The organism is Clostridium sp. AF12-41 (assembly GCF_003461685.1).
GTDB classification, from domain to species: Bacteria; Bacillota; Clostridia; order Lachnospirales; family Lachnospiraceae; genus Otoolea; species Otoolea fessa.
Genome location: NZ_QTXO01000002.1, coordinates 276,973 through 294,993, shown reverse-complemented (window position 1 = coordinate 294,993; position 18,021 = coordinate 276,973). Strand labels below are relative to the sequence as shown.

14 protein-coding genes are annotated in these 18,021 nt (G+C 49.4%); 8 read left to right on the top strand and 6 right to left on the bottom strand.

All coding sequences use genetic code 11. The annotated features are described in order from the left end of the window. Positions 1–98: 98 nt before the first annotated feature. Positions 99–2,060, top strand: coding sequence for an NAD-dependent DNA ligase LigA (gene ligA / locus DWV73_RS04895; protein ID WP_117796005.1), 1,962 nt, complete (start codon positions 99–101; stop codon positions 2,058–2,060). Positions 2,061–2,232: 172 nt separating this feature from the next. Next, positions 2,233–3,156 (top strand): homoserine O-succinyltransferase, encoded by a 924-nt coding sequence (gene metA, locus DWV73_RS04890; protein ID WP_107001283.1) that lies wholly within the window; start codon positions 2,233–2,235, stop codon positions 3,154–3,156. Positions 3,157–3,464: 308 nt separating this feature from the next. Here metA and DWV73_RS04880 read toward each other — a convergent pair whose 3' ends face one another. The 4 genes from DWV73_RS04880 to DWV73_RS04865 form a co-directional block, all read right to left on the bottom strand. After that, positions 3,465–4,880: an alanine/glycine:cation symporter family protein gene (locus DWV73_RS04880; RefSeq protein ID WP_117796004.1), complete on the bottom strand. Its 1,416-nt coding sequence runs from the start codon at positions 4,878–4,880 to the stop codon at positions 3,465–3,467. A gap of 40 nt (positions 4,881–4,920) precedes the next feature. Continuing rightward, positions 4,921–5,853: a glutaminase A gene (gene glsA, locus DWV73_RS04875; RefSeq protein WP_107001281.1), complete on the bottom strand. Its 933-nt coding sequence runs from the start codon at positions 5,851–5,853 to the stop codon at positions 4,921–4,923. A 233-nt stretch (positions 5,854–6,086) separates the two neighbouring features. Beyond that, the gene (locus tag DWV73_RS04870; RefSeq protein WP_107001280.1) at positions 6,087–7,019 is read right to left on the bottom strand and encodes a LysR family transcriptional regulator; all 933 of its coding nucleotides are present in this window, start codon (positions 7,017–7,019) and stop codon (positions 6,087–6,089) included. 118 nt (positions 7,020–7,137) lie between these two features. Next, positions 7,138–8,628: a polysaccharide biosynthesis protein gene (locus tag DWV73_RS04865; RefSeq protein ID WP_117796003.1), complete on the bottom strand. Its 1,491-nt coding sequence runs from the start codon at positions 8,626–8,628 to the stop codon at positions 7,138–7,140. 292 nt (positions 8,629–8,920) lie between these two features. On the opposite strand from DWV73_RS04865, the gene DWV73_RS04860 reads away from it, so the two are divergent. Beyond that, positions 8,921–10,216, top strand: coding sequence for a Na+/H+ antiporter NhaC family protein (locus DWV73_RS04860; protein ID WP_117796002.1), 1,296 nt, complete (start codon positions 8,921–8,923; stop codon positions 10,214–10,216). 19 nt (positions 10,217–10,235) lie between these two features. Beyond that, positions 10,236–11,150 carry an AEC family transporter gene (locus tag DWV73_RS04855; protein WP_117796001.1) on the top strand — a complete coding sequence of 305 codons (915 nt, stop codon included), beginning with the start codon at positions 10,236–10,238 and terminating at the stop codon, positions 11,148–11,150. Between the two features lie 186 nt (positions 11,151–11,336). Here DWV73_RS04855 and DWV73_RS04850 read toward each other — a convergent pair whose 3' ends face one another. After that, a complete protein-coding gene (locus tag DWV73_RS04850; RefSeq protein ID WP_107001276.1) occupies positions 11,337–12,137 on the bottom strand; it encodes a helix-turn-helix transcriptional regulator in 801 nt (266 codons plus the stop codon). 436 nt (positions 12,138–12,573) lie between these two features. Here DWV73_RS04850 and DWV73_RS04845 point away from each other — a divergent pair, with 436 nt between their 5' ends. The 3 genes from DWV73_RS04845 to DWV73_RS04835 are packed head-to-tail and all read left to right on the top strand — an operon-like array spanning position 12,574 to position 16,263. Beyond that, the gene (locus DWV73_RS04845; protein WP_107001275.1) at positions 12,574–13,077 is read left to right on the top strand and encodes an NAD(P)H-dependent oxidoreductase subunit E; all 504 of its coding nucleotides are present in this window, start codon (positions 12,574–12,576) and stop codon (positions 13,075–13,077) included. 1 nt (position 13,078) lies between these two features. Next, on the top strand, positions 13,079–14,542 hold the full coding sequence (gene nuoF / locus DWV73_RS04840) for an NADH-quinone oxidoreductase subunit NuoF (protein WP_181986212.1): 1,464 nt from the start codon (positions 13,079–13,081) through the stop codon (positions 14,540–14,542). Continuing rightward, positions 14,539–16,263, top strand: a complete 1,725-nt coding sequence (locus DWV73_RS04835) for an NADH-dependent [FeFe] hydrogenase, group A6 (protein WP_329751004.1) — start codon at positions 14,539–14,541, stop codon at positions 16,261–16,263. Before nuoF ends, DWV73_RS04835 begins: the two co-directional genes overlap by 4 nt. A gap of 6 nt (positions 16,264–16,269) precedes the next feature. Here the strand turns inward: DWV73_RS04835 and DWV73_RS04830 are convergent, their stop codons facing one another. Next, complete coding sequence (locus DWV73_RS04830) at positions 16,270–17,226, bottom strand: DUF3878 family protein (RefSeq protein ID WP_117795999.1); 957 nt, start codon at positions 17,224–17,226, stop codon at positions 16,270–16,272. Positions 17,227–17,590: 364 nt separating this feature from the next. On the opposite strand from DWV73_RS04830, the gene DWV73_RS04825 reads away from it, so the two are divergent. Further along, a complete protein-coding gene (locus DWV73_RS04825) occupies positions 17,591–17,812 on the top strand; it encodes a DUF1858 domain-containing protein (RefSeq protein WP_107001272.1) in 222 nt (73 codons plus the stop codon). The last annotated feature ends 209 nt before the right edge of the window (positions 17,813–18,021 follow it).

Below are 18,021 nucleotides of genomic sequence, written 5' to 3'. Positions count from 1 at the left end.
GCAGTCAGTGCAGGTTCACATATGAGGTTGCATAGAAATGCTTGAAAACGCATTCAGAGGCAGTTGGAGAGAGCGATGGGAAAGGTGGAGTCAGATAGATGGCAGAGGACAAGACAAAACGGATACGGGAGCTGATTGGGACGCTGCGGGCAGCAGGGCGCGCCTATTATCAGGAGAGCCGGGAGATCATGAGCAACTTTGAGTATGATAAGCTTTATGATGAACTGGTTTCATTGGAGAAAGAGACGGGAATTGTGTTTGCGAACAGCCCGACGCAGAATGTAGGATATGAGGTAGTCAGTGCGCTTCCGAAGGAGCGCCATGAGAAACCGATGCTTTCGTTAAATAAGACGAAGAGCGTGGAAGAGCTGGCAGACTGGCTCGGCGGGCAGACCGGGCTTTTATCCTGGAAGATGGACGGTCTGACGATCGTCCTGACCTATCAGAATGGAACACTTGTCAAGGCGGTTACGCGTGGAAATGGTGAGATCGGCGAGGTTATCACGGCAAATGCAAAGGCGTTCGTCAATGTGCCGTTAAATATTTCCTACCAGGGTGAGCTTATCCTGCGCGGTGAGGCGATCATCCGGTATTCGGATTTTGAGAAGATCAATGAGCAGATCGAGGATGTCGATGCGAAATATAAGAATCCGCGAAACTTATGCAGCGGTTCGGTGCGTCAGTTAAACAGCGAAATCACAGCGCAGAGACAGGTCCATTTTTATGCGTTCAGCCTTGTAAAGGCGGATGGCATTGATTTCAAAAATTCGCGGAAAGAGCAGTTTGAGTGGCTGAAAACACAGGGGTTTGAGGTCGTAGAGTACCATGAGGTGACAAAAGAGACGCTGCCGGAGACGGTCAAAATGTATTCTGAGGCGATTGCGGAAAATGATACGCCGTCGGATGGACTGGTGCTTTTGTATGATGATATTGCCTACGGCCAGTCGCTGGGGCGGACGGCAAAATTTCCGCGCGATTCGATCGCATTCAAGTGGGCGGATGAGATTCAGGAGACGAAGCTTCTCTATATTGAATGGAGCGCGTCGAGAACGGGGCTGATTAACCCGGTGGCAGTATTTGAACCGGTTGAGCTGGAGGGAACGACGGTCAGCCGCGCCAGTGTCCACAACATCAGCATCATGGAGGCGCTGGAACTGGGGGCAGGCGACCGGATTACGGTTTATAAGGCAAATATGATCATTCCGCAGATCGCGGATAATCTGACGCGCAGCGGTGTCCGGGACATTCCGGAGGCATGTCCGGTGTGCGGCGGTCAGACGGAGGTACGCCAGATCAACGATGTAAAGTCACTCTACTGCACGAACCCGGACTGCCAGGCGAAGAAAATCAAGAGTTTTACTCTTTTTACAAGCCGCGATGCGTTAAATATTGCGGGGCTTTCAGAGGCGACGCTGGAGAAATTTATCGGTGTCGGCATGATTCATGAGTATGCGGACATTTTCCATCTGGACCGCCATCAGGAAGAGATCGTCGAGATGGACGGATTCGGGCAGAAATCGTATGACAATCTGATTGCGGCGGCTGAGAAAGCGTCCCACACGACCCTGCCGAGAATGGTGTACGGTCTGGGCGTTGCAGGCATCGGTCTGGCAAATGCCAAGATGATTTGCCGTCATTTTAAAAATGATTTTGAGGCGATGCGCCACGCCACCGTGGAAGAGCTGGTCGAGATTGATGGAATCGGGGAAGTTCTGGCGCAGGCGTGGACGGCATTCTTTTCGGATGGAAAGAATAATGCGATCGTCGATCATCTGCTGGCGGAGCTGACCTTTGAGGCAGGAGACGAAGAAAGCAGTGAGGGTGCAGATGAGGCATTCGCCGGGATGAATTTCGTCATTACCGGTTCGCTGGAACAATTCAAAAACCGGAAAGAACTGCAGGAGCTGATTGAGCGCCGCGGCGGCAAAGTGACCGGAAGCGTGACGTCCAAGACGAATTATCTGATCAATAATGATGTGGCGTCGTCGTCCTCGAAGAATAAGAAGGCGCGGGAATTGGGGGTGCCGATTCTTTCGGAGGAGGAGTTTTTGAAGCTATAAGAGAGGTGAAAAAGCCGGACGCCAGACAGTGTTTAGCTGGCTTTTTTTTGCAGCTTGTGTTATGATTAGGAATGCTGATATAGTTTTTATTGTAAGTAGAAATGAATCATATCGGTATATAATAGAATCCTAAAATTCAAACGAATTTTATATAAAAAGGGGATATATAACCATGCCAATTAAAATACAAAAGGATCTTCCTGCTAAGGCAATTTTGGAATCGGAGAATATATTTGTGATGGATGAGGATCGGGCGATGAGCCAGGATATTCGTCCGCTTGAGATTTTGATTCTGAATCTGATGCCGATCAAGGAGGATACGGAGACGCAGCTTCTGCGGGCACTTTCGAATACGCCGCTGCAGGTGGACTGTTCATTCCTGATGCTGGAAACGCACGTTTCGAAAAATACATCGCAGACGCATTTGAATAAGTTTTATGTGACGTTTGACGAGATCCGCCGCAAGCGCTTTGATGGTATGATTATTACCGGTGCGCCGGTGGAGAATATGGAGTTTGAGGAGATCAACTACTGGGACGAGCTGACGAAGATCATGGAGTGGAGCAAGACGCATGTGACTTCGACACTTCATATCTGCTGGGGGATGCAGGCGGGACTCTATTATCATTATGGAATCCAGAAACATCAGAGAAAGACGAAGCTTTCCGGCATTTACAGACATCGTCTTTTGAACCGGAAGATCCCGCTGGTCCGTAGTCTCGATGATTATTTTTACTGCCCGCATTCCCGTTACACGGAAGACCGGGAAGAGGATATTCTGAAACATCCGGAATTGCAGATTCTGGCGAAATCGGATGAGGCTGGCGTATTTCTGGTGATGAACCAGGATGGAAGCCAGATTTTCGTTCAGGGGCATCCAGAGTATGATCGCATGACGTTAAACAACGAGTACCACCGCGATCTGAAAAAAGGCTTAAATCCGCAGGTACCGTGCAACTATTACCCGGACAACGATCCATTTTCCATGCCGGTGCTGAAATGGAGAAATATGTCCAACACGCTGTACACGAACTGGCTGAATTACTATGTATACCAGATGACGCCGTACGTGCTGAAGGAGGACGAGCAGGAGTAGGAACAGAAATCTGCTATTTATGAGAGTATAAGATATAGAAATAGAGATTTCGATAAAATTGATCGGGGAAAATATCTTCTTCGAACTGGATGGTGGGAGCCGCCGTCGGAGTGGTGCTGCTGGCAGCTGGAATGTTTTTGATTTGGAAGAACCGCAAATAAGGCTGCAGATTAATAAAACGGTAAAAAGATAGATATAATACAGATATGAAAAAATACAGGCAGGGCTGTCGGAATTTTGCACAGTGTGGTTGAAACCATGTGTGGGAAAGATTCTGACAGCCCTGTTTATGCGGATTTTTGTTTTTATTAATTCCAGAAATCGGTTTCTTCTTTCAACTCAATATCAGCTGCTTTAAAGACCGGATTCTTCCCAGCCTGTTTCTGTGCCCGGTAGTCTTCCAGGCAGCGGAGCGCCGGCTTGGCAATCAGGAAGATAATTGGTACGTTGATGACTGCCATCAGTCCCATCAGAACATCGGCGGTATCCCACACGATGCCGAGACTTGCCACAGAACCGATGAGGACAATCACGATAGCGATCACTCTCTGGGTAATCCGGATGCCCTTGACTGGAGTTTTGCCGCAGAGATAAGCCATGCCGGTTTCAGCAAAATAGTAGTTTCCGAGTAGCGTGGTAAAGGCAAATAAAATCAGGGCAACTGTGATAAATACAACACCTGCGGTGCCGAATACGTTATTCATAGCTGCCTGCACATATGCCATGCCAGCCATGTCTGCACTCGGTGCAACGCCGGAGCAGAGCAGTAAAAATGCGGTTGCAGAGCAGATGACAATAGTATCGATAAATACGGATAATACCTGAACAAGACCCTGTTTGACCGGGTGGCTGACACCCGCGGAACCGGCTGCGGTAGCGGAAGCACCGACACCTGCCTCATTGGAGAACAAGCCTCTCTTGATGCCGAGCATCACAACGGATCCCATGAAGCCGCCGAAGATAGCCTGAATATCAAAAGCCCCTTCAAAAATGCTTGCGAACATACCCGGAATCATGTTTCCGTGGAGAATAATCATCAGCAGGGCAGCTGCAATGTAAAGTCCGCCCATTACCGGAACAAGAATTCCTGTGATTTTAGCGATCTGTTTGCCGCCGCCGCTGATGCAGATGCCGAAGATAACAGCCTGGATGATACCGATGAGAATCGGAGTCAGGCTTGGATTGTAGAAACTGTATACTTTAAAAGAATCTGCCACATTGAAGGATGCAACGAGGTTAAATCCAACCATGTAAGTCAAAATCATGAAAATAGCATAGAGAACACCCAGCCATCTTTTTTTCAGAACGGCTTCAATATAGTAGGAAGGACCGCCGTAGCAACTTCCGTCCTCGGCACGGCGTTTGTAGATCTGTGCCAGCGTACTTTCTACAAATGCGGTTGCACTTCCGAGGATCGCGGTCATCCACATCCAGAAGATAGCGCCCGGACCGCCGAAACAGATGGCGGTAGAAATGCCGGCGATATTTCCGGTGCCGACGCGCGAAGCAGTGGAAACCATCAATGCCTGAAAGGCGGAAATAGACTCATCTTCCTTGTCGGATGGCTCCAGGATAACCCGGATAGATTCAAGTAAGTAACGAAGCTGTACCCCTTTGGTGCGGATGGTAAAATAGATGCCGCCGCCTACCAGCAGGATGATTAACACGTAGCTGTAAAGATAGTTGCTTGCTGTGCCGATTATCTTTGCGTATAAATCTGCCATTTTAAAATACCCCTCTCATACAATTTACATATTGTTTTTGCTATAAAGTGTGCCGCTGCGGATCAAACATATGGAGATGCAGTTCATGTGACATATATTCAAGCACGCATTCTCCAGCGACGCTGTTCCCCTTTTTATCTAACGCCGGTCCGAAGATGCCGATTCCCATCTCGCCGTCTACCACTGATAAGATACCGCCGCCGACGCCGCTTTTGGATGGGATGCCGACCCGGACGGCAAATTCGCCGGAACCATCGTACATACCGCAGGTAAACATGAGTGTTTTGACGATTTTAACCGCCTGGCTGCTTAAAAGCCGTTTCCCCGTGTCTGGATGAATGCCATCGTTGGCGAGAATCAGTCCCAGTCCGGCGAGGCTTTCTGCCGTCACGCTGAGAGAGCACATTTTGACATAAAAATGCAGGCTGTTTTCCACATCTTTATTCTTTTCGATGTACCCCTTGCTCTCCAGCAGATAGGCGATTGCCCGGTTGCGGGAAATATGAGACATTTCCGAGTGATAAACCTTTTTGTCGAGGTTGATGTCCGGATCCATGCAGAGAGCCCGGATGGTATCAAGCATGGTATCGAAACTGATTTCGGAAGCAAGGCAGCTTGCCACTACGATAGCGCCTGCATTGATCATCGGGTTGTAGGGGGAACTGTCCGTATTTTCCAGTTTCATCAGCGAGTTAAATGGATCGCCGGTCGGCTCCATGCCTACTTTTTTAAATACCTGGTCGAAGCCGCAGATTTCCAGCGCGACTGCAAGGGTGATGATTTTGGAGATACTCTGAATACTGAATCGGACTTTCGTATCCCCGACGGAAATCCGTTTGCCGTTCCGGCAAAAAACACTGACTCCGAGCTGACTGCCATCTACCTTTCCAAGTTCTGGTATGTAGGTGGCAACTGCACCCTCATGGGTATGTGTTTTTCCCAGTGCAACGGCCTGTTCAAGTACATCTCTCATACTTAAACGCCTCCTGTTTTTTATTCGGTGTTGCTTTCTGATAGTATGGTAGCATGGGGAAGACAGTTTGTATAATGCGTGTCAGCTTTAAGGGATATGACAAAAAGGTATAACGGGATATATATGTCAGATATGAATAAATATTTATGATGAACGGGGAAGAGGTGCTGAAAAGGATCAAAAAAAAACTGCCGGGACGGCTGTGAATGTCCGGCAGCTTTGATGGTGTTTTTTTAGAGAAGTTTTTTCTTTAAGTCATAAATAAATTCTTGTACGATCGCCGTCATTGGCGTGTCTTTCCGCATTGCATATCCAAATTCCAGCATAAAACCACAGTTTGGAATCGGAATAGAAGTGGAGTGGTAGGAGGCTTCTTGTTTGGCGAAATCGTGGATGCCGATGCTGTAGCAGTCACTGATCGAGATCATGTACATCAGGGTGGCGCGGCTGGAAAGATAGGTGATTTTCGAGCGCATTTTTTCTGCATCCTGATCCCCTTCGGAGAGAAGCTGGTAAATATAATCATCGCATTGTCCAAGATACCAAAGAAAGCCGTACTCTGCCAGTGTGTGCAGGTTGACCGGTTTCTGTTGCAGCAGAAGCGGATGTTTGCGGGAAATGATAATGTGTGGTTCGATGTTGGCAAGAAAATGGTATTCCAGCCCTTTTGATTCGAGCAAGGCCTCCATTTCACGCCGTTTGCGGCTGTCAAAATGAAACACGCCTACATCGACACGCCCGGATACCACATCCTCGATGACTTCGTCTGAATTGCCTTCATACAGTCGATGGGAGAAGGATGGCTGATCGCGGTGACGCAGGACTATTTCACTGAAACTTTCCATGATATGAGAAAAACGTGTCATGGAGACAGCCAGCGGATCAGAAATTTTGATTTGTTCCTTCTTTTTCTGAAACCAGAGCTGTTCCATTTCGTCAATGATTTTTTCGGAATGTGTCAGAAATTCCATTCCTTCAGGCGTTAATGTTACGCCTGAGCGGCTGCGGTTAAAGAGCCTGGCGCCGAGATTTTCTTCCAGATCGTGCATGATTTTCCCAAGATACGGCTGGGAAATATAGAGCGCCTGGGCGGCTTTATTGATGGATCCGAGGCGCGCTACCTTGATAAAATATTCTAAATGCCGAAAATTGATATCGTATTTCAAAAAAGTTCCCCCTTTGTAAATCCCCCTGAATGTAATAAGTATAAAATAAAAAAATATAAATTGCCAGAAAATACCTAAACATATTGCATTTAAGGGATATAGCAAAATAGCATATAATTTATTGTTTGACTGTACCTGTATGTAAGAGAAGCAGTCCTCCTATATACAGCAGGCAAAGGATACCGGACTGGATGAGGACAGGCGGAAACAGGTGAGGCAGGTAAGACGCGTTTGGAATAACTTCTAACATCCCAATCGAAACCAGCAGGCAGAATGCCGGTTTTACAATGCCCTGGCTGACTGGCAGGCGGATCGGGACTTCGCAGGCGAGGGCGTGGATGTGGAGAAAGGCGAGCACCAGTTCGCTGATGAGAAGCGCCGCCAGATAGGCGAAAATCCCCCATCGCGGGATGGCGAAAAGGACGAGCGACAGGGTGAGAAGCATGGAAACCGTATGGTGGATGAAGACGGTTCCCGTTTTCCCAAGCCCGTTTAAAATACTTCCCATGGTAGTGGAGAGGTAGAGAAACGGGCAGAGCCAGGATAAAATCTGGATGAAACGTCCGGCATCGGCGTTGTGGTAAAAGGTATCGCCCAGTGCTGGACCAAAGCGGGTGAAGAGCCCGACGCAGAGAATTCCCATGTACAGGCTGTAGCGGAGTGCCATGGAGATGGTGCGTTCGATTTTGTCCGGCTGATTCTGCGCCTGCGCTTCCGAGACTGCCGGGAGCAGGACGACGGCGAGGGAGTTGGTGATGGCGGATGGAAAGAGGACAAAGGGGAGTGCCATGCCTGTGAGGACTCCGTAAATACTGACCGATTCAACCCGCGAGAGCCCGGAGAGGAGAAGCTGGTTCGGTACAAAGATGGCTTCGAGACTCTGGAGAAAGCTGAGCGTGAGGCGATTCGCCATGAGGGGGAGTGCCATGGTGAGGAGGGGGAGGAGCAGGGGAGTAATAGGAGTGTTTGCATTTGGCAGTATGGCAACGGACTTCGAGCATCCATAAACTAACAGACAGAACACCGCCGAAGCCGCTTCTCCGATCAACAGCCCCCAGACAGCCAGCAGCACCGTGATCGGAATCCTGTTCGTGCGGCAGACATGGACGATCAGCAGGACGGAGAAAATGCGGATGCACTGCTCGACCACCTGTGAAAATGCCGGGACTGCCGTTTTTTTGAGCCCATAATAATACCCGCAGCAGCAGGCATGGATCGCGCAGAAGGGGATCGAGAGGGCGAGTGCGGGCAGAAGCGGCGCACATTCGGGCGCAAGAAGGACGCGCGCGGCGAGAAAATCGGCGAAGGTGTAGATCAAAGAGGTCAGCGGCAGGGCGATCGATAGTGAGAGTGCGAGGCTGACCCGCAAAAAGGCGCGTCCCTTTTCCGGGGAGGCGGCGGTCAGGCGGGAGAGCGAAGTCTGGATTGGACCGGCGCAGAGAGCAAATGCGATGCCATGTATGGGAAAAATCATCTGATATAAACCCAGACCTTCGGCGCCGATCGTCCGGGAGAGAAAGATGCGGTAGAAAAAGCCGAGAATCCGGCAGAAAAATCCGACTGCCGTCAGGAGCAGGGTTCCGGTAATCAAAGGATGAAATCTTCGCATGGCAGATCTCCGGGGAGGGTATGTCAGAAAAGTATATGAGGAGGAAGATGAAAGTAGAAGAAAACCAAGATGTTTATAAAACACTGGGGACACATTTTTTTGGAAACTGAAAGAAGCCCCGAGTTGGCAGAAGGGCAGAAATAGCTTAAATTAAAGGATACAAAAATAAACTGTATTTAATACATAAATTAACAGATGGACATTGAGTTAGAACAGGAATATACTAAAAACATCAAAAAATAAAAAATTACTGCGAAAAATAACTGGTTGGTAGGGAAAAGAGTGTGAAGCTATGTTAGAAGGAATTGTATTACTTGCATTTATCGCGGCGCTGGCAGGCTGCGTGTTTACCGGCGCGTCCGTGCTCTGGGCGTTGGCGGGTGGCTATCTGATTTTCTGTGCGTATGGCCTGATTCGGAAGCACAGCCTCGCGGAACTCGGAAAAATGTCGCTTTCTGGCGTTAAAACCGTCCGCAATATCCTGATGATTTTCGGACTTATTGGCTTTATCACAGCGCTGTGGCGGGCATCCGGCACGATCGCCGTGATCGTGTGCTGGTCGTCGAAGCTGGTGTCGCCGTCAGCATTTCTGGTGATCGCGTTCCTTCTTAACTGTATGGTGTCGATCCTGACCGGAACCTCCTTTGGAACCGGCGCGACGATGGGCGTTATCTGTATGGCGATGGGACGTGCGATGGAGCTTGACCCGTTCTGGATCGGCGGCGCGATTCTTTCGGGCATCTATTTTGGCGATCGCTGTTCACCGGTATCGTCCAGCGCGAATCTTGTCTGTGTGCTGACGAAGACCGATATTTATGAAAATATCCGCGAAATGGTAAAGACCTCGCTGGTGCCATTTGCGGCTACGTGTATTCTCTATTATATAGTGGGACGTTCCATGAGTGCCGGAAACGGACGGATGGATGTGGAAGGGCTGTTTTCCAATAGTTTTGTACTTCATTGGAGCGCGGTGATCCCGGCGGCGATTATCCTGGTGCTGTCTGTGTTCCGGGTGGAGGTCAAGAAAACGATGCTGATCAGCATTGTGTTGGCGGCGTTTCTGAGCGTGGTGCTGCAGGGGCGGACAATCGAAGAAATTTTACAGATGTGCCTGACCGGTTATCAGGCAAGCGATCCGGCGCTCAATGCTATGATGAACGGCGGCGGCCTGAAATCAATGATTAAGGTGGCTGCGATTGTGAGCCTGTCCTCCTGTTATGCAGGAATTTTCGAGGGAACTGGGCTCTTGAAGCCGATTCAGGGGAAAATAGAGGCGTTGAGCCGGAAAATTACTCCGTTCGGTGCGACCTTTGCGGTGGCGGCGGTTGCCTCCATGATTGCCTGCAACCAGACACTCTCGATTATGCTGACCCATCAGCTCTGCAAAGAAGGAAATCCAGATAACAAACGGTTTGCAATCGATCTGGAAAATACGGCGGTTGTGCTGGCACCGCTGGTACCGTGGTCGATCGCCGGAGCCGTTCCTCTGGCAGCCGTCGGTGCTCCGATTGCGAGTGTGGTGGTGGCGTCGTATCTGTACATACTGCCGATCTGGAGTTTTTTGGTTCGTCTCATAAGAAGGTCGTAGGAAAAGGAGGAAGAGCCATATGAATTTACTCGAACTTTGCAACCTACAGGGTTCCTTATTCCTGATGATACTGGCGGGTGCGGTACTGAAACGTCGAGGGATCATCAGCAAGGAAGGCGAAAAATGTCTGACGGATCTCTGCGTGAATATCGTGATTCCCTGCAATATTGTGAAATCGTGCCTGATTTCATTTGATGCTTCGATTTTTAAAACGTGCGGGTTGCTGTTGGCGGTTGGATTTGTCTTGCAGCTTGTCTGTGTGGCCCTCAACAAAGTGCTGTTTAAGGAATATTCAGAGCAGCACCGGAAGGTGCTTCAATACTGTACGATCGTTTCCAACGGCGGATTCCTTGGAAACCCGGTTGCGGAAGGCGTATATGGAAGTATGGGACTTCTCTACGCATCCATTTTCCTGATTCCGATGCGCGTTGTCATGTGGTCGGCGGGTACATCCTATTTTGTTGGAGGCGGTTCTGACCGGAAAAAGGTATTGAGAAATGTCCTGACGCACCCGTGTCTGGTCGGTGTCTACATCGGTATGTTCCTGATGGCGACACAGCTGCAGCTTCCGGGCGTGCTGAAATCGACGGTTACCTACATTGGAAACTGTAACTCGGCGCTGACGATGTTTATTATCGGTACGATTCTGACCGATGTGAAACTGCGTGAGATTATTAATCCGACGGCCCTCAAATTCAGTGTGCTCCGTCTGTTCCTTCTTCCGCTTCTGGCATATGGAATCAGCCTGGCGGCCGGATTGGATTCGGTGGCAGCAGGTGTGGCAGTCATCATGACGGGAATGCCAGCCGGTGCAACTGCAGCGATCTTTGCGGCGCGCTATGACAGCGATGCACCGTTTGCAGCGAAAACGGTAGTGCTCACGACGCTGATTTCGATGATTACGATTCCGGCGTGGTGTCTATTTATAGGATAAAAAGAATAGGTAAGAAGCAACAATAATAGAAAGAATACTAGAAAAATTGAGAAAATAATGTAAATATGGTAAATGAATATAAAAAGACCTGAAAGGTGCGGTAAATGGCTGCTCTTCAGGTCTTTTATATTTTAAAATGAATCAAAGGATAAGCAAACAGAGGTTGAAAGAATTAGTTTATGATTCTTATTCATTCGTTTCACTCTTTCGTGAAATCCGCGCTTCTTCCAGATAATTATACAGTGTATACTTGGAAATCTGCATCGCGTCGCACAGGAGCAGGCTGGTTTTTGTGATCTTGAAGACGCCTTTCTGGTCAAGATAGTCGAGTGCACGAATTTTTTCTTCCTTGTTCATCAGCATCATCGGTTTTCCGATCATGGACTCTGCCTGATAAATATAGTGCTGTAAAATATCATCGACATTCTTTTTGAGAATAAAGTCGCGGTCAGACATGGCTGCCTGATTTGCGCCATTCGTGCCGTCCGTGCTGCCAGTTCCTGAAAAGGTGCCATCAGAAGCCATTCCGGATGGTGTGCAGCCAGACATGCCGTCGATCTGTGCGCCCACAGCTGCCGATACGCCGATGGTGCCTGGGCGTCCGATCAGATTTTGCAGGGCGCTCTGTGCCAGATAGAGATCGCGAACATCCATATTTAAGCAGACAGATCCGATAATTTTGTGATGTTCGTCCTCGATGAGCGTTGTGCAGGACTTAAAAAGCCGGTCTTTCTGGCTGGTATCGAGGGAAATGATCGAATGCTTGAGCGGCTCGATATCATTGCCAAGCTGTGTGATCATGCCGCCGCGCGGGGAACCGCCGACGTCGCGCCCGCTTAGCTGTGAGTTGAATGCGTAGACGATCGTGTGATCGTAGCCTTTGCGGTAATCGTGGACGATGATCTCACAGTTATCTCCGAGAAACTTTTGAAGTCCTTCGAGAAAACGGATGAGAAACTGAAAGTCCATGTAGTTGGAAATTTCCATGAATACCTCCTTTGGGGTGCTCTGTGCCTCGAGTGTGTATCGCAAAATTTTGCGTCTTAAAATAATTCGGAAAATGAAATGCACAGGGATTGTCTTTCTTTTGTCAAAGTTCCTGAAAAAAATTTTATCGCGTTCATTTTGCTGCGTCAATCCTGTTTCTATAGAAAAAAGTTAGTAGATAGGGAACATAAATAAGAGAATGTTCTCCTTTTTTGTTTAAAAATCAAAAATTCAGGTACAAGATAACGGGAAATGAGAGCAAACCTGTTTCTTTCATCATACTCTCAGACAAACTGTTTGTCAATTAACAAACCAAACTGTAAGTTTTTCTTGACAATTTGTCAGTGCATCCCTATAATTGAGAAAAAATCAAACAGGCAGTTAGTCAAACAAAAAATAAGTTTGGAAAAATACAAACTGAAAGTGAGGGAGCAGGATGGACAGGGACAGTTATGTATATAAGACACCGGCTTCAAAGCTGGTACAGGTGGCTGCGATTGCGGCGGAATACAAGGGCAGACCGGATATGCTGATGACAGTGATCATCCGGGCGCAGAAGGTTGTGTCGGCATTTTCCAAGGAGGTGGCGTCAGTCATCGCCAGGGAGATGGATATTCCGATGAACAAGGTGTACAGTTTCATCACCTTTTATGCGATGCTGTCGGTAAAACCGAGGGGGCGCTACATCGTCCGAATGTGCAAGAGCGCGCCGTGCCACGTACATGGGGCGCAGGCGGTCGTGCAGGCGCTGGAGGATCAGCTCGGCATCAGCATCGGGGAGACGACCGAGGACGGAAGGTTCACCCTGGAATACTGTCCCTGCCTGGGACTGTGTGAAATATCCCCGGCGATCATGATCAATGAGCACGTGTACGGCAACCTGACGCCGGAATCGGTGCGGGATATTATCAAACAATATATACGGGAGGATGTGGAATAGTATGGAGGAAATGCACGTATTGCTGAAAAACCGCGGCAAGATTAATCCGAGAAGTTCACAGGAGTATGCGGACCGCGGCGGATTTGAAGCGCTGAAAAAAGCACTTTCGATGGACAGTGAAGCGATTATCGATGTGATCCGCGCCTCCGGACTTCGTGGACGCGGCGGTGCGGGATTCCCGACCTACCGAAAGATGGAGTTTACCGCCCACGCATCTGACCCAACGAGATACATCGTCTGTAACGCCGATGAGGGAGAGCCGGGAACGAATAAAGACCGGATTCTTCTCTCGACCGACCCGTGTGCGGTCTTCGAGGGCATGGCGATTGCTGGAAAAGCAGTCGGCGCCCATACCGGATATATCTATCTGAGAGCCGAGTATACATATTTGTTCCCGGTATTAAAAGATGCGCTGGAGGATGCGGAAAAACGCGGATTTTTAGGAAAAAATATGATGGAGAGCGGTTTTGACTTTGAAATCAAGTTCCGCTCTGGTGCGGGTGCTTACGTCTGCGGCGAGGAGACGGCATTGTTTGAGTCCATTGAGGGAAAACGAGGCGAGCCACGTTTCCGTCCGCCGTTTCCGAGCATTCACGGACTCTTTGGAAAACCGACCATGTTAAATAACGTAGAGACGCTGGCGAATATTGCACCGATCCTCTTAAACGGAGCGGAGTGGTACCGCAGCATCGGCACGGCAAACAGCCCTGGCACAAAGCTTTTTACGGTCTGTGGAAATGTAGTCCGCAGGGGCGTATTTGAATTTCCGATGGGCGTGAACCTCAAAGATATCATTTATGAAGTGTGCGGCGGCATCGCGGATGGAAAAGGGCTTCTGGGCGTGCAGACCGGTGGTACCTCCGGTGCGATCATCAATGCCGATCAGATCGATATGACACTGGATATTGATACAGTTTCGGCATCCGGCGGACGTCTTGGCTGCGGTACGATTCTGGTCATCGACGACAGCAACTGTATTGTAGATATTGTGCGAAACAATTTGGACTTCTTCCGCGGCGAGTCATGCGGAAAATGTACACCGTGCCGCGAGGGCGGCCAGCAGCTTTACAATCTGGTTACCCGCATCAGCCGGGGGCTGGCGACTCTGCCGGATCTGGAAAAAATCGATGAGCTGACGGAGACGATGCGCCTGACTGCCCTGTGTGGTCTGGGACATTCGACCGCAGTTCCGGTGCAGACGAGTATCCAGAACTTCCGTAAGGAATATCTGGCGCACATCGACCGCGATTACTGCCCGGTCTGCGCTCAGGCAGCCGTGGCGGAAGGAATTTATGAAGCAGAAGAAGATTATAGAAACGATGGAAACAGCCGGATGGGAAGACGGCGTGCAGCAGTCGGTGAACGCGATGTCATGTATGATTCGTATGACGCGTATGCGAGACACCGCAGCCGGGGAACATCCTACGCGGGACGATTTGAGCGGAGAGGAGGAAGAGAAGCATGATGGTACATCTGACAATCGACGGGCAGCCGGTAGAGGTGGAGGAAGGAACGACGATCCTCCAGGCGGCGAAAAAAGCCTGTATCCACATTCCGACTCTCTGTTATCATGAGGATCTGAGCATCAAGGCGGTCTGCCGCATCTGCGTGGTCGAGGTAGAAGGACAGAGACTGCTTCCGACGGCGTGCAGCACACCGGTTTCGGAGGGAATGGTCGTGCAGACGGCCTCCCCGAAGGTACTGAAAGCGAGAAGAAATATTCTGGAACTGATTTTTGCGAGACATCCGCAGGAATGTCTTGTATGTCCGAAGGATGGAAAATGCGATCTGCAGAAGGTAGCGCAGGATGTTGGTATGCATCTGGACATCCGCTATGACAAGCAGCTCCGCCATCAGAAGGAGGACTGGAGTTCCCCGGCCATCATGCGGAATCCGCAGAAATGTATTCTGTGCGGGCGTTGTATGGAGGTCTGCAATGAGATTCAGGGAATCAACGTCCTTTCGAAGGAAAACCGTGGATTCCATACGCTGATTGCCCCGGCCTATGGGGAAAAACTGGCTGATACCAATTGTATTAACTGCGGCCAGTGCGTGCAGGTGTGTCCGACCGGAGCATTGACGGTGCATTATCATACCTACGGGTTATATCGCCAGAAAGAATTAGGCAAAAAACTGATTATCCAGGTGGCTCCGTCCGTCCGCATTACGCTGGCGGAGGCACTGGGTGAGCAGCCGGGTGTTGTCAGCACGGGACGTCTGGTGTCGGCACTTAAGCGCCTGGGCTTTTACAAGGTATTTGATTCTGATTTTTCCGCGGATCTGACGATCCTGGAGGAGGGAACGGAACTGTTAAACCGCCTGCAGAATGGCGGAACTCTGCCGATGATCACCTCCTGCTGTCCGGCGTGGGTTAAATATTGTGAGACTTACGCGCCGGAGTACACGAAGCATTTATCGACGGCAAAATCCCCGCAGCAGATGTTCGGTGCGCTGATCAAGACCTGGTTTGCGAAGCGCGAGGGCATCGATCCGGGTGAGATCTGCAGTGTTTCCGTTATGCCGTGTACGGCAAAGAAATTTGAGTGTACCCGTCCGGAAATGAGGGACAGCGGCTATCAGGATGTGGATATTTCCATCACGGTACAGGAACTGGCAGCGCTGATCCGTGCCGGTGGAATCGATTTTTCTGAGCTTCCGGATACGCCGTTTGACGATCCATTTGGCGAAGGAAGCGGCGCGGGACTTATTTTCGGTGCGACTGGCGGCGTCATGGAGGCGGCACTCCGCACCGTTTATGCGGTGGTAACCGGCAAAGAGATGGAACATCTAGACTATACACCGGTCCGCGGTTTCGAGGGAATCAAGGAATCGCAGGTTGATTTGAACGGCAGAGTGATCAAGGTAGCCGTGGCACACGGCATCAAGAATGCCAAGATTCTGCTGGAAAAGGTAAAGAACGGAACCGCCGATTATCAGTTTATCGAGATCATGGCGTGTCCGGGCGGCTGCATCGGCGGCGGTGGAAATCCGCCTAAGACATGGTCGATCATGGAGAAGCGGAAGAAAGCCATCTATGAGGCAGAGGCAGAGCTTCCGGTCAGACAGTCGCACAAGAACCCGGCGATCCAGAAAATTTATGAGACGTATCTGGGAGAACCGTGTGGGGAGCTGTCACATAAGCTGCTGCATACAGAGTACTGCAACCGGCAGGATCTGTTGCAATAGATTATGTTATTGATCTTCCCAAGTCTCAATCCGCGCCTTACGGTTCAAAATCCCTTTCTCCCATATCATTAAATGCATCTTAAATTCAATCGAATCCTGCGCTGTCGTAAAGGGTTCTTCACGCAGCAGTTCGGAGCGGATGCCGCGCTTTTCAAGCTCTTTCTGTCTTTTTTTGGAAAAAAGTTCGAGAGCCAGGTGACGGGTCTGCTGGGCTTTTCCGAAGGTGCGGGACGGGTAGGCGGAAGAGGCTTTTTGAAGCTTCCGGGTCAGGAGATCGACTGTCTTGGCATGGGCGTTCCGGTGCAGGAGGCGGGCAATCTGACGGGCGCGGCGCTTGGTGGGGTGCTGCTCATAGTCTTTCAGGCGATGTAGCAGTTTTGGATCACTGGCTTCGACGGCGATGGATTGGAAGACGCGCGAAGCGTCTTCGGAGAGATGCCAGGGATTTTCACGGATGACGCGGTATTTTTCCGGGACCGCCGGGTAGCAGCAGACGTTCAGTGGGGGAAATTCCGCGAGGGAGGCAAGCTCCCGCTCGTTTGCGTTGCAGGAGTTTTCCCCCAGATAGTCGAGTTTGTCGCGCAGGATGGCGATGCGGTATTCGAGCTGGCGGAGGTATTCGTAGCCTTTCATCCAGAAGTGCCCGAGCTGACTGTAGTCATAGTAGTGATTTTCGAGAGTCAGATCTTCGAAAAAGAGTGTGACAACCGAGTCTCCCTGATGGACGATCAGGGCATAGCGTTCGTTTTCATCCTGGGTTAAGAGGGCATCGAGTTCGCCCTCGTATGCCGGATCGTAGGTACCGGTCAGGCGGGCGTTGTGGAAGAGGAGGAAACTTTCGACTGCATCATTCATCAGGTAAACTAGGCGGATCGTGTCGGGAGCAGAAGTGCCGGTTTCCGGGAGAATAAGTTCGAACTGGTTTTCGGATAATAGTAATTCTAACATGGAAAAGGGATCCATTTTATAAAACTCCTTAATGTATAAAAATCAAAATGTTTTCCGACACAGGCAGAAAAACGGAGCCAGTGACTATCGTATTCTCAATACAGGAAAACATAGAACAATCATGGTAATTATAAGAGAAATAAGAAGAGGATGCAAGAGAAGAGTAATGCTGCTGCCGGATTGTACAAAATTTTCAGCTCAGAAAAATTTTTCCAGTGAATCGTAACATTTTCTATGTTTCACAAAAAAAGATAGTAAAACCGCGCGATTCGTGTTAATATAAGAAAGCATAAGAATAATCGCGGTGTTTTTGCAGCGGCGGTGAAAACCGCAAAGCTGCGTAAGAGACTGCAAGTATGAATAGAAAGGAAAATTTATCATGGAAATCACAAAAGCAACCACGATGGGCGAGATGCTTCAGTATGATATGGGTATTGCATATGTTCTGATGGAGGCAGGCATGCACTGTGTTGGCTGTCCGTCTTCGATCGGTGAGTCTCTGGAGGAGGCCTGCATGGTACACGGTCTGAACGCAGACGAGGTTATGGCAAACATCCAGGAATACCTGAACGCAAAGAAAGAGTCTGAGCAGGCTGAATAATTCAAATTTTAGATTTTAATAAAATTCTGGATAAAAAGACGCTGTGTACGAAGTAATGAGGCTTCAGCATAGCGTCTTTTTCGTTGTTTTATAGGAAAGAACGCCTCATAAAGTAAGAGTGAAAAATGCTCGGATTGTTGTTTAAAGACTGAAAATTGTGTAAAAATAGTATACATTACAGAATTGACGTGATAAAAAGAACTCGTTAT